This is a genomic window from Limnothrix sp. FACHB-881 (assembly GCF_014698135.1).
In the GTDB taxonomy this organism is placed as follows: domain Bacteria; phylum Cyanobacteriota; class Cyanobacteriia; order CACIAM-69d; family CACIAM-69d; genus CACIAM-69d.
Genome location: NZ_JACJSN010000011.1, coordinates 97,483 through 110,336, shown reverse-complemented (window position 1 = coordinate 110,336; position 12,854 = coordinate 97,483). Strand labels below are relative to the sequence as shown.

Below are 12,854 nucleotides of genomic sequence, written 5' to 3'. Positions count from 1 at the left end.
CAATGATCAATCAGGAGTGATCGCTCGATTGGTCAACCATCATCAATCAATTTCATCGATCAATGCTTGATCGAATTTTCATTTCGTATTGATCAATTTTTCATGATTAGCAGTTTGACTATAACCACCAAACTAGTGGTTTTGGTTTCATATTGAAATAGATTCAAATGATTCAAGCAATTTCAATAACCTTTGAATGATTCCAAATTAAACTCACTATCAACTCTTTTTCTCCATTTGAATATTTTCTGAAAAAGCTATCGCAGTTAACCAAGAAAGTAATTTAGTCATCAGCTTTAGCTGATTAGAAATTGGCAAACCCAAAGCTGATTTGATCAGAAAATTAAAGATCAAAGGCTAACAGGCTAATTTAACGAATTTAAATTAACCAAAATAGATCAACATGGATTAATCAAGATCACAGGATCGATTGATCACCAAAATCGCTGGCTTTTGCTCAATTTTTGCCAGTTTAATTGGTCTTTCGCGCCGTGCTCAGTTCCCAATCTTCCCAAGCAAGATGCCAAAAGTCCCGGGCGATCGCCCAAAGTGCTTGGGATAGCTCGTTTTGTGACCCATGGCGATCGCTAATTCTTAAGGATTGACCCAAGCCAGCCCGATCGAATCGACCCCATTTCAGAGAAGCTTGTGCCAGTTAGTGGCAGAATGATTTTGGTTTTGTCCATATTTTTATCTGAATCCTAATTGCAAAAGATTCTCGTTTCTGTCGATTCCGAAACCTGTAAAAACCCCTCCCAATTAAAGATCCAGCCCATCAATGACTCAAGACAAATCTGCCGAATCAGGCGATCGCTTACAGTTTCCGATTTGCAACAAACTGAAATAATTAGCAGGATTATTTTTATCGAATTGTGTCAGATCCTAGAATTGCAGATCAGCGCCAATCGGCGATCTGGTAAAAGTGCCTAGAGAGCAAGCGTTTTCGAGTTTCCATCCTCATCCAACCCAGCCGCAGGAGAGAGTACCGGATGTTCACCTACGTCAAGCCCGCCGTGCGCCACGTCCAACCCGAAGATCTTCGGGGGCGGTCTTTAGTCAAGGTGGTCTATGTCGTTCTGGAAGCGCAGTACCAGAGCGCCTTGACGGCAGCAGTCAAGTCGATTAATGCCAACAATCCGAATGTGGCCGTGGAAATCAGCGGCTACCTGATTGAAGAGCTGCGTAGCCCCGAAAATTACGAAGCCTTTTGTGATGATGTGGCCAGAGCCAACATCTTCATTGCTTCATTGATCTTTATTGAAGACCTGGCCGAAAAAGTGGTGGCCGCCGTGCAGCCCCATCGTGATCGCCTCGATGCGGCCGTGGTTTTCCCCTCCATGCCCCCCGTGATGCGGCTGAACAAGCTGGGCACCTTCTCGATGGCGCAATTGGGCCAGTCCAAGAGCGTGATCGGCGAATTCATGAAGAAGCGCAAACAGCAAAACGGCAGCGGCTTTGAAGACGCGATGCTGAAGCTGCTGCGGACGCTGCCCAACGTGCTGAAATTCCTGCCCGTGGAAAAGGCGCAGGATGCCCGCAGCTTCATGCTCAGTTTCCAGTATTGGCTGGGTGGTTCGCCGGAGAACCTGGAAAACTTCCTGCTAATGCTGGCCGATAAATATGTCTTTAAAACGGACAAATCGGGCCGCGATCAGTCACGCGAAAAGATTGATTTGGATTATGCCGAGCCGGTCACCTATCCCGACATGGGAATTTGGCACCCGCTAGCTCCCAAGATGTTTGAGGATACCAACGAGTATTTGGCTTGGTATCGCAGCTCGTCAGTCGTGCCCGATGCGGTACGCGATCCCGATGCGCCCTGTGTGGGCTTGGTGTTGCAGCGGACTCACTTGGTAACGGGTGATGATGCGCACTATGTGGGCATGGTGCAAGAGTTTGAAGCCCAGGGCGCGAAGGTGATCCCGGTGTTTGCGGGGGGCTTGGACTTCTCGAAGCCGGTGGATGAATACTTCTATTTGCCCAGCAAGAACGGCGGTGAACCGACGACGATCGTTGATGCGGTGGTGTCGCTAACAGGGTTTGCCCTGGTGGGTGGCCCGGCCCGGCAAGATCACCCGAAGGCGATCGAATCCCTGAAGCGCCTCAACCGTCCCTACATGGTGGCGCTGCCTCTGGTGTTCCAAACCACCGAAGAGTGGGAAGAAAGCGAGCTGGGCTTGCACCCGATCCAAGTGGCGCTGCAAATCGCGATTCCTGAGTTGGATGGGGCGATCGAGCCGATTATTGTCTCTGGTCGCGACGGCAACACCGGCAAGGCGATCGCCCTGCAAGACCGGATCCAGGCGATCGCCGAGCGTGCCCTCAAGTGGGCCAACCTGCGCCGCAAACCGAAGCTGCACAAGAAAGTGGCGATCACCGTCTTCAGCTTCCCGCCGGACAAGGGCAACGTGGGTACGGCGGCCTATTTGGACGTGTTTGGCTCGATCCACGAGGTGCTGCAAGGCCTGAAGCGCGAAGGCTACGACGTGCAAGACGTGCCCGAGTCGCCCAAGGAGCTGATGGAAGCCGTCCTCAAGGATGCCCAGGCCCAATACGCCAGCCCCGAGCTGAACGTGGCCTACCGCATGAGCGTGGCGGAATACGAAAAGCTCACCCCCTATTCCAAGAAGCTGGAAGAAAACTGGGGCAAACCGCCGGGGAACCTGAACAGCGACGGTCAAAACCTGCTGGTATTTGGGAAGCATTTCGGCAACGTGTTCATCGGCGTGCAGCCCACCTTCGGCTACGAGGGCGACCCGATGTTGCTGCTGTTCTCGCGATCGGCTAGCCCGCACCACGGATTCGCCGCCTACTACACCTACTTGGAAAAGGTCTGGGGCGCGGATGCGGTGCTGCACTTCGGAACTCACGGTTCGCTGGAATTCATGCCCGGTAAGCAAATTGGCATGTCCAACGACTGCTATCCCGACAGCCTGATCGGCTCGATCCCCAACCTCTACTACTACGCGGCCAACAACCCCAGCGAAGCGACGATCGCCAAGCGCCGGGGCTATGCGGAAACCATTTCCTACCTGACTCCGCCCGCCGAAAATGCCGGTCTCTATAAGGGTCTGAAGGAACTGAGCGATCTGATCGGCTCCTACCAAACCCTGAAGGACACGGGCCGCGGCCCCTCGATCGTCGATGCGATTATCGAGCAAGCCCGCGCCGTCAACCTGGATAAGGACGTGGAACTGCCGGAAACGCCCGGTAAGGATCTGAGTTCCGAGCAACGGGATACGGTGGTCGGCTCCGTCTACCGCAAGCTGATGGAAATTGAGTCGCGCCTGCTGCCCTGCGGCCTGCACGTGATCGGTAAGCCCCCCACGGCCGAGGAAGCGGTGGCCACCCTGGTGAACATTGCCGCCCTCGATCGCCCCGAAGACGGGATCATCGCCCTGCCCCGGATCATCGCCAACAGTATCTATCGCGATATCGAAGAGATCTATCGCAACAGCGATAAGGGCGTGCTGGCTGATGTGGAACTGTTGCAGCAAATCACCCTGGCCACCCGCACAGCAGTGAAGGCCATGGTTGATGCCCAAATCGACACCGATGGTCGCCTCTCGAAGCTGACCAAGTTCAACTTCTTTGGCTTCGGAACCCAAAAGCAGCCCTGGGTTGAAGCCCTGAGCGAGGCTGGATTTAACAACGTCGATCGCGACTCCCTCAAGCCGCTGTTCGAGTACCTGGAATTCTGCCTCCAGCAAATCGTGGCCGACAACGAAATGGCCTCCCTGCTGCGGGCCCTCGAAGGGGAATACATCCTGCCCGGCCCCGGCGGCGACCCGGTGCGCAACCCGGAAGTGCTGCCCACGGGCAAGAACATGCACGCCCTCGATCCCCAGTCGATTCCAACCACGGCGGCGGTGCAGTCGGCCAAGGTGGTGGTCGATCGGCTGCTCGATCGGCAACGCCAAGAAAACGGTGGCGCATACCCCGAGACGATCGCCTGCGTCCTCTGGGGAACCGACAACATCAAGACCTACGGCGAATCCCTGGCGCAGATCCTGTGGCTGGTGGGCGTGAAACCCGTGCCCGATGCCCTGGGTCGCGTCAACAAGCTGGAACTGGTCTCCCTTGAGGAACTGGGTCGCCCGCGGATCGACACGGTGATCACCTGCTCCGGCGTGTTCCGTGACCTGTTCGTGAACCAAATGGCCCTACTCGATCGCGCCGTCAAGATGGCCGCCGAAGCCGACGAGCCATTGGAAATGAACTTTGTCCGCAAGCACGCCATGGCCCAAGCGGAAGAACTCGGCATCAACCTGCGCCAAGCCGCCACCCGCGTGTTCACCAACTCCTCCGGCTCCTACTCCACCAACGTTGGTCTAGCCGTGGAAAACGGCACTTGGGAACAGGAAAAAGACCTGCAAGACATGTATCTGTCGCGCAAGTCCTTTGCCTTCTCCGCCGACAACCCCGGCGAAATGGAGCAGTCCCGCGAGTTGCTGGAACGCGCCCTGAAAACCGTGGACGTGACCTTCCAAAACCTGGATTCGTCGGAAATTTCCATGACTGACGTGTCGCACTACTACGACTCCGACCCGACCAAGGTGGTGGCCAGCCTGCGCGGTGACGGCAAAAAGCCCGCCGCTTACATGGCCGACACCAGCACCGCCAACGCCCAGGTGCGCACCCTGTCGGAAACCGTCCGCCTGGATGCCCGCACCAAGATGTTGAATCCCAAGTGGTACGAAGGGATGCTGTCCCACGGCTACGAAGGGGTGCGCGAGCTGGCCAAGCGCCTGAACAACACCCTGGGCTGGAGCGCCACGGCGGACGCAGTGGACAACTGGGTCTATGAGGACACAAACGACACCTTCATCGCCGACCCCGAAATGTGCAAGCGGCTGATGGATCTGAATCCTCACTCCTTCCGCCGGATGCTGGGCACGCTGCTGGAAGCCAACGGCCGCGGCTACTGGGATACGAGCGATGAAAACCTCGATCGCCTGCGGGATCTCTACCAAGAAGTGGAAGACCGCATCGAAGGCATCGAGTAAGGGCGGCTGTAGACCCTATTGTGAGTCTAGGCTAGACTAAACTTCGAGGGTAGACAGCAACCTGTCTACCCTTTGTTGTATGCGATAAGCTGATGATTGAAGACTATGCAAGCGCCTTTGTGGAACGCGCTCAAGACCAAGCTGTTCTCGCCAAAGCCGATCGTCGAATTGCGGCTATGCACATGGGCGGTATTGTCATTGAATGTCGTTTGAAAGCAGATTACCAGTCTTCCTTTCAGACCTCCCCTAGAAGAACTCATGATCTATTAGCACTTGCGATAGGGTTAAATGACTTAGCAGAGCAACAACATCTAGCACGTCCTAAATTTGATGAAGAGACAATAGAGCTAATCCAGAAAATAAATGCTCCTCTTGACCGTCCTTTCATCCACTTGCGATACCTAGGAATTAGCCCAACAGATCAAGACTATATGCAATGGAAAGTCGATTTCCGTACTCTTCAAAAACGGCTCAATCGTATTCTTGGTATTACTCCTTAGGCTCCGTGTCTAATTGAGTTTATGTTCGTATAAATCACTTGAATTTCTAAAGAATCGGAGAACTTAAAATGGATGAAATTTCTATCAGTGAAATCAAAAAAAAATTGATCAACTACTATATCAATACGAAATCTAACGACAACTTGTTCACTAAAAATGCGAGTTGGATTTATGCTTATCGATCAGTCTCAGGGCTGACAAATATAACTGTAGTTAGTGATCGTTTCGAAGGTTTGAGCCATCAGGATCGTCGATTGCAGGTACAGCAACTTGTAAACTGTCCAACTGGCTCTTTATCTCTCTACACAATTCAAGAGGCTGAAGTCTTAGAGCTTGATTATCCAGATGAGATTCAAAATAATTCAGTAAGAACTTGGCATGATCTAGTTGCTTGGTCACAGAATCATGAGAGTACAGAAAATTTACCTATTGTTAACCATCCCAAAGTGGTAGCTTTTTATTCCTTCAAAGGTGGCGTTGGACGAACCACAGCCTTAACTCATGTTGCTTGGTTACTTGCAAAAAATGGAAAGAAGGTTGTCGTTGTTGATTTAGATCTTGAAGCCCCGGGGCTAAATACTGCATTCAATCTCAGAGACATTCCTCAGTTAGGACTAGTAGACTACTTTTACGAACGAGCTTATGCTTTGGAGAATTCGAATTTTCAAATTTCCATTGGTGACATTTTTACAGAAGTTCATGTTGATGAAACATCTGGACAACTAATTGTTGTCTCTGCAGGGCGGTTAGGTTTTAGCTACTTTGCTAAAGTAGATGATCTCAAGTCTACATCACGAGTTGATGGCATTGGGTCACTATGGGATGTTTTCAAGCAAGATATCATCAAACAAGTTCGCCCAGATATTATCTTGGTTGACTCCAGGACAGGAATTAATCAATGGAGCGCTTTTTCACTGATTCAAAATTGTGATGAGATTTTCATTTTTCTATTTCCAAATTTGCAAAATTTGCAAGGGGTATCTACGCTAGTCGAGTTACTAGCCAAGTATAGTCAAAAAGAAATTAACTTTGTTTTCTCTCCAGTACCCGACCTCAATCAAGATACCCTATTCAAGGTTGATCAGTTGCATGATCAATTAAATAGAATTTTTCTTAAATATAAGGACTTAAGTGATGGATTGAACGAATCTGATCGATTTTCAATTGAGACCCAAGATCTGAGTGATCAGCGCATTGTCATCCCTTATCTACCTGCGATCGCCCGCGCAGAATCTTATCCTGTTGTTCCACTAGCGACTTACTATCAAGAGATTGCAAACTATATTACCCGAAATGGCTTTGATAAACCTGATCTAAAAGTCTCGGCTAATCGATGGTCTATCCTGAAATCTTTAAATTTCCCCCGATCATTTGATGCTGGTCGAAATCAATCTAATCTTGAAAGAATCTTTCAACGAACAACACAGTTTAATCGTCTTCTAGAAGAAACAACTTGTTTAATTCTCGGTAAAAAAGGAACAGGAAAAACTGCCATATATCGATTTTTGACTGATCAATATTGCCAGACTACAATTTCAGAAAAATTTAGAGATGGTCAGCTACTAAGCCGACTACAAGATATCTATATTGTTTCTGGCTATGGTCAAATCCATGGTATCGAACGCCCCTCAAAGGATTACCTTAGCCAAATTAATCAAGCTATCCAGAGTTTGAACAGCTCATGGTCTTCTTTTTGGCGTTTGTATACCTTGATTAGAATTTATCAACAGTTAAGTCAAAAACGACAAGAAAAATCTTTACTAAAGCTCTCACGCCATTCTGACTTGAGAGCATTAAAAGAATCTCTCAATATTTTCTTGAAACCCCAATTTGGTAATAAGCAGCTTGAGTCATTCATTCAGATTTTGTCTAATCCAGCTCAGTGTAATCGTATACCTGACGTTTTTCGCATCATCCATGAAAATCTTTCCAAAGAAAGTAAAAGCTTATGGATATTATATGACGATCTAGATGAAGACTTTTCTGCGAGAGGCAGCTTACAAAAACTTGCACTGCAAGGACTTTTTGAGTTTTTGCAAGAGCTTGATGCCAGGAATATGATTAGACTACAGCTCAAAATCTTTTTACGAGAAGATATCTGGAAGAGTTTAGTTTTTGAGAACAAGAGTCATCTTAATGGTCGATATGTTGTCATTGAATGGAAGCATATTGACTTTCTTCGCCTAGCCTATCGCTTCATTACTCAATCACCTGAAATTCACGAATATCTCAATGAAGTTCGGATTATTCCAGAACAGGAGATTGACAATGTTAATGAAACTCAATTATCTGAAGCACTTAGACCTTTTTGGGGCGATAGAATTCGAAAAGGAAGTCGCGGGAAGCAAGTTTACCGTTGGATGTATGAACGCTTGATGGATACTAGCGGTACAGCTTTTCCGAGAAGCTTACCTATTCTGTTGGATGCTGCTAGTAAAAAAGAACTAGAGTACGAGGGTGAAGCTGCTAACAGAACACCTAAGCAACAACTACTACGAACAGATTCTTTAGTTGCTGGATTGAAAAAAGCATCAGAAGAAAGATGTGATGCTATTAGGACTGAAATTCAAGCTCAATATCCAGAGCTTGAGAAGTTTTTTGATCAGCTGCAAAACTTTTCTGCACTACTCACTAATGATGAGCTTAAGAGTACATGGGAATTATTGAATTCTCAAGACATCACTGATGATCAAACGTCTTTGACAGACTATGAATCTTTTAAAAAACTCTTGATTGAACTGGGTCTGATAGAATATCGACCCAAAGATGATAAATATCGGTTTGCTGATATCTATGCTTATGGCTTTGGCATGAAGCGCACTGGTGTACCTTAAAAGCTCATCTCTCAATACTACTTGCTGACTACCACCAGCTGGTTGATGACCTTTGCTTTTTCCTGCTCAAAGGATGAGCGATATCGCTTTGCTGACCTTTACGTTTATGGGTTTAATATGAACAAAAAAGGGATGCGATAAAACATTTTTGTTGATGTAGCTGGTTACGGGCTGGCCGAGATAGTACGGAACTAGGGATCAGGAAGAGCATTGAAGAAACTACAAGCCGATCGCCCTGTTTAAGAATATCGATTTCATTATTGATCTTAGTGTGGAGGTAATGCATCGCATCGCCTCCACACTAAATTTTGCACCTATCAAAACCAATGAGTCAACAACTGGGCACTGTTAGAAATGACTTGCCAAAGTCCGATGAAGGCTAAGATTTTGGTGATGTAGGCCAGCCAGTCAGTTTTAGCTGTTGACCTAGCAGCAGCATGGCGCTGTTTCATGGTTGATGCTCCTGGTTACCATTTTTTGTAGGGCAGGAATTTTCCATTCATGGTGATTTTCACGCGATCGCCCTTGGGATCTTCTTCTTTTTCAATGTCCAAGGTGAAGTCGATCGCGCTCATGATCCCATCACCAAACTTCTCATGAATCACAGCTTTCATCGGCATTCCATAGACCTGCATGATTTCGTAGAACCGATAGATCAGCGGATCGGTAGGAACCACGGGCCCCAGCCCTTTCACCGAAGATTCTGTCAGTTCTGGCACTAAATCTTCGCTGAGTCCCAGAGCGTTGAGTAGCTTGCTAGCTTCATCAGCAGAGGCAGAAGCTTGGCGATAGATCACCGCTGCAATCCACACTTCATCCCGACCGATCGCCTGTTCTAACTCCGTGAATGTCACCCCCTTTGCCTTTTTAGCTGCCAACAGAGTTGCGGTGATTGCGGGAATTTCAGTGGTAGACATATTTTTTCCTTTCAATGTTTGGGTTGCGTTGCTGATTTTGACGGGGTTGATTCTGTCTGCGGCCAACGGTGGTTATTTCCGCACCCGAGACTCTTCCACAGCCCGAGTTTCGTAGGACAAATGCTGCTCCATTGCCGCTTTTAGTTCGTGGTAGCCCGGATATTGATCCAGTTCTTCCCGACGGCGCGGCCGAGGAAATGGCACATCCAGCACCTGAGCAATGCCCGCAGCCGGGCCCCGTGTCATCATCACAATCTTGTCAGACAACAGCAGCGCTTCTTCAATGCTGTGAGTAATCAAGATCACGGTCTTGCGTTCTTGTTCCCAAATTCGCTCAATTTCGTCTTGGAGAAAACCGCGTGTGAGCGCATCCAAAGCGCCAAAGGGTTCATCCATCAACAAAATTTGTGGATTGATTGCCAGCGCCCTAGCAATGCCCACCCGTTGCTTCATTCCCCCTGAAAGTTCATGGGGGTGTTTAGCCTCAGCTCCCCGTAGCCCCACCAAACCAATGTAGTCTTGGACGATCGATTTTCGCTGGGCAATTCCCATGGTTGGGTAGACTGTTTTCACCGCAAAATCGATGTTTTCAGCAACCGTCATCCAGGGCATCAAGGCATAGTTTTGAAACACAACGCCGCGATCGGGCCCAGGTGCAGAAACCGGCTGACCATTGATGCTGACTTGTCCCGTGGTGGGCTGAGATAATCCCGCAATAATGTTCAGCAACGTGGACTTGCCACAACCCGATGGCCCAATGATCGAAACGAAGGTGTTAGGCTCCACTTCCAGATCAATATCCGCGATCGCCACAAAAGATTTTGAGGTGCGCCGCAGCAATTTGTCCATCTTGCCCGTGCGTCCCGGGAATACTTTGGAAATACCGTGCAGTGTCAGATGCGCTACAGGCGGTTCAAGGGAGGGGAGCGCCATTTTAGATGCAGGAACTTGCATGGATTAAGACCTTTGGCCAAAGGAAACTCGATGTTGCAACACACCAAATAGGTAGTCCATCAACAGCCCTACCAGCCCAACAATCAAGATGGCAGTAATGATGCTGGTGATCTTCAAGTTATTCCACTCATTCCAAACGAAATAGCCAATTCCACCACTCAGCAAAATCTCCGCCGCCACAATTACCAACCAAGCAATTCCTAGGCTAATTCGTAGCCCGGACACAATATTGGGGGCAGCGGCCGGCAAAATTACCTTGGTAATGATTCGCCAGCGGGAAGCGCCTAAGGTGTGGGCCACGTTCAGATAGGCTGGATCCACATTGCTGACCCCGAACTTGGTGTTAATTAGGGTGGGCCAAATGCTGGTGATTGCGATGACAAACAGGGCTGTTCTTTCCGAATCTCGCATGAGTGCCAGACCCAATGGCAGCCAGGCGAGCGGAGAAACAGGACGCAAAATTTGGATGAAGGGATCAACGGCTTTGGAAACCACGGGCGATAGACCAATCAAAATTCCCAGGGGAATGGCGATCGCCGTGCCAATCAAAAAACCACTCAAAACTCGGCGCAAACTGGTTAACAACAAAAGACCAATGCCCTGATCATTGGGCCCATTATCAAAAAACGGGTTTGAGATCCAAAACCAAAGGTCGGCGATCGTTTGGCTAGCCGAGGGCATGATGGGCAAGAAGAGTTTGGAATTTGCGCCCAACTCCCACAGCCCCAAAAACACTAGCAGAATTCCCACAAACAACAAGAAGGCTTGTTGGTCGGTATTCAGCCGAAATGGCTTAACTTTTGATGGAGCAGAGCGGAGTACTTCATTGGTCACGATGGTAAACCTCGCTAGACTTTAAACCGCTTGATTTGCTCATCAACATAAGCGGCGGGGTCTTTGGGATCGAAGGTATCGTACTTCAGTTTTTCAGACCGTTCGGCAGTGCTGGGCGGCGTTTGACCCAGTTCTTTTTGCAGTTCCGCTGCCAAATCCGTCAAGAAGATATCTTGGGCCATCTTGTCGTAATCTGCTTTGTCTTTGGGCATCAGATCCCAGCGGACTAATTGTGCTGCAATCCACTTGGAAAAACTCTTCCAAGGATAGGGATCAAAGCCAATACGATCGGGCACATCCTGCGTATTGCCCAGCCCATCTTCAAATTTGCCCGTTAGCACAGCTTCCACCACAGGCAAGGGTTGATTGAGATACTTACGCTCAATCAAAGCCCTGGCAATTTCAGGACGATTAGCTGGCGTATTTGCATAGGCAGCCGCATCAATAATCGACTTGTTTACGGCCCGGAAGGTATTGGGATTTGCATCAATCCACGATTGACTAGCGGCAAAAGCACAGCAGGGGTGTCCATCCCACAGATCTTTCGTCAACATGTGAATGAACCCAACCTGTTCAAAAACAGCCCGTTGATTGAAGGGATCAGGCATCAACATGGCATCAATTTCACCTGCTGCCATTTTGGCAACGCTGTCCGGCGGTGGCACGGGTGAAATTTGCACATCTTTATCTGGATTCAGTCCCCCAGCCGCTAGGTAATAGCGAATCAGCATATTGTGCATCGAAAATGGGAAGGGCACGCCAATTTTGAAGCCCTTGAAGTCTTTGGCTTCCTTCACCTTGCCTTTATGCTTGGCAGCAACGGTAATTGCCTGACCATTGATGTTTTCAATGCTGGCCAGCTTGATAGGAAATGCTGCTGAACCTAAGCCGAGGGTGATCGCGATCGGCATGGGAGAAAGCATGTGATAAGCATCGAGTTCACCCGCGATCGCGGAGTCCCGAACAGCAGCCCAGTTGGGCATCTTTTTCACTTGCACATTCAAGCCATATTTGCTGTAGAAACCCAGCGGCTCCGACATCACGATCGGGGTGGCACAGGTGATGGGAATGAACCCGATCGTTAAATCCTTTTTCTCCAAATTCGTTGGAGCATCCGCCGCAGGGGACTGATCTGTTGTGGGGGCTTGACCCTGTTGTGGGCCGCAGCTAGCAGCGGCGATCAATGCTCCAGCCACCACCACCCGTTTTAGGAATTCTCGTCGGCTAAATTCACTGTTGTGAATGGTGTTGCTAAAAAATTCCGTGGAGTGAACACCGAATGCGGCTGCAAATACCTGATCAAGCCCGCCTGCTTCCTTAATCAGCGCCTGACAAAAGCGTTCTCGCTCTGGGTTGCCGCCCATCTGTCGTAGCAGCAGCGCTTCTTTCATCTCCACTTCAGTCAGTGTCCTGGCCAGCTCTAGGGTTTCAGGCTTGTACAAACCCATCCGAATGAGATCATTAACGAGTTCTGCCGGATCGTGGGGCATTCCTTCGGCCGCTTGCCAGTGATCCTGAGGAAAATGAGTTCCTCCGCAGGGACAACGACTGAGTTCGACTTGAGCCTGAGAGCGAATATCCACTGATGACATGAGCTGCTCCAATTGGTATTGCGCAGGACAACATTCGGGTCTGTTGCTTTGCACAATACCAAGGAATAATGGGCGATCGCATTAGAATTTTTTTGGCAAGAGTAGGATTTTTTTTCGCTCTTCAAAGAACAACCTAGAACTTTGTGGGAAGTTTAGAAAATTCTCATTTGGAAAATAATGCGCTAGAATCTCCTGATTTCGGAAAAATCAGGCAAAA

9 protein-coding genes are annotated in these 12,854 nt (G+C 49.0%); 3 read left to right on the top strand and 6 right to left on the bottom strand.

The window, feature by feature from the left end; genetic code table 11:
• Nucleotides 1–472: 472 nt before the first annotated feature.
• Nucleotides 473–610, bottom strand: coding sequence for a hypothetical protein (locus H6G52_RS11875; protein WP_190528495.1), 138 nt, complete (start codon nucleotides 608–610; stop codon nucleotides 473–475).
• 379 nt (nucleotides 611–989) lie between these two features.
• Here H6G52_RS11875 and H6G52_RS11870 point away from each other — a divergent pair, with 379 nt between their 5' ends.
• The 3 genes from H6G52_RS11870 to H6G52_RS11860 all read left to right on the top strand — a co-directional run bounded on the left by H6G52_RS11870 (nucleotide 990) and on the right by H6G52_RS11860 (nucleotide 8,340).
• On the top strand, nucleotides 990–5,006 hold the full coding sequence (locus H6G52_RS11870; protein WP_190528493.1) for a magnesium chelatase subunit H: 4,017 nt from the start codon (nucleotides 990–992) through the stop codon (nucleotides 5,004–5,006).
• 92 nt (nucleotides 5,007–5,098) lie between these two features.
• Nucleotides 5,099–5,506 carry a hypothetical protein gene (locus tag H6G52_RS11865; protein ID WP_190528491.1) on the top strand — a complete coding sequence of 136 codons (408 nt, stop codon included), beginning with the start codon at nucleotides 5,099–5,101 and terminating at the stop codon, nucleotides 5,504–5,506.
• 68 nt (nucleotides 5,507–5,574) lie between these two features.
• Complete coding sequence (locus tag H6G52_RS11860; protein ID WP_190528489.1) at nucleotides 5,575–8,340, top strand: P-loop ATPase, Sll1717 family; 2,766 nt, start codon at nucleotides 5,575–5,577, stop codon at nucleotides 8,338–8,340.
• 317 nt (nucleotides 8,341–8,657) lie between these two features.
• Here the strand turns inward: H6G52_RS11860 and H6G52_RS18805 are convergent, their stop codons facing one another.
• The 5 genes from H6G52_RS18805 to H6G52_RS11840 all read right to left on the bottom strand — a co-directional run bounded on the left by H6G52_RS18805 (nucleotide 8,658) and on the right by H6G52_RS11840 (nucleotide 12,535).
• Nucleotides 8,658–8,792 (bottom strand): hypothetical protein, encoded by a 135-nt coding sequence (locus H6G52_RS18805; RefSeq protein WP_255508527.1) that lies wholly within the window; start codon nucleotides 8,790–8,792, stop codon nucleotides 8,658–8,660.
• 15 nt (nucleotides 8,793–8,807) lie between these two features.
• Nucleotides 8,808–9,257 (bottom strand): cyanase, encoded by a 450-nt coding sequence (gene cynS / locus H6G52_RS11855; protein ID WP_190355131.1) that lies wholly within the window; start codon nucleotides 9,255–9,257, stop codon nucleotides 8,808–8,810.
• 72 nt (nucleotides 9,258–9,329) lie between these two features.
• The gene (locus tag H6G52_RS11850) at nucleotides 9,330–10,190 is read right to left on the bottom strand and encodes an ABC transporter ATP-binding protein (RefSeq protein ID WP_199312368.1); all 861 of its coding nucleotides are present in this window, start codon (nucleotides 10,188–10,190) and stop codon (nucleotides 9,330–9,332) included.
• 24 nt (nucleotides 10,191–10,214) lie between these two features.
• Nucleotides 10,215–11,045, bottom strand: a complete 831-nt coding sequence (ntrB, locus tag H6G52_RS11845) for a nitrate ABC transporter permease (protein WP_099532915.1) — start codon at nucleotides 11,043–11,045, stop codon at nucleotides 10,215–10,217.
• A 14-nt stretch (nucleotides 11,046–11,059) separates the two neighbouring features.
• The gene (locus H6G52_RS11840) at nucleotides 11,060–12,535 is read right to left on the bottom strand and encodes an ABC transporter substrate-binding protein (protein ID WP_242026350.1); all 1,476 of its coding nucleotides are present in this window, start codon (nucleotides 12,533–12,535) and stop codon (nucleotides 11,060–11,062) included.
• Nucleotides 12,536–12,854: the final 319 nt, after the last annotated feature.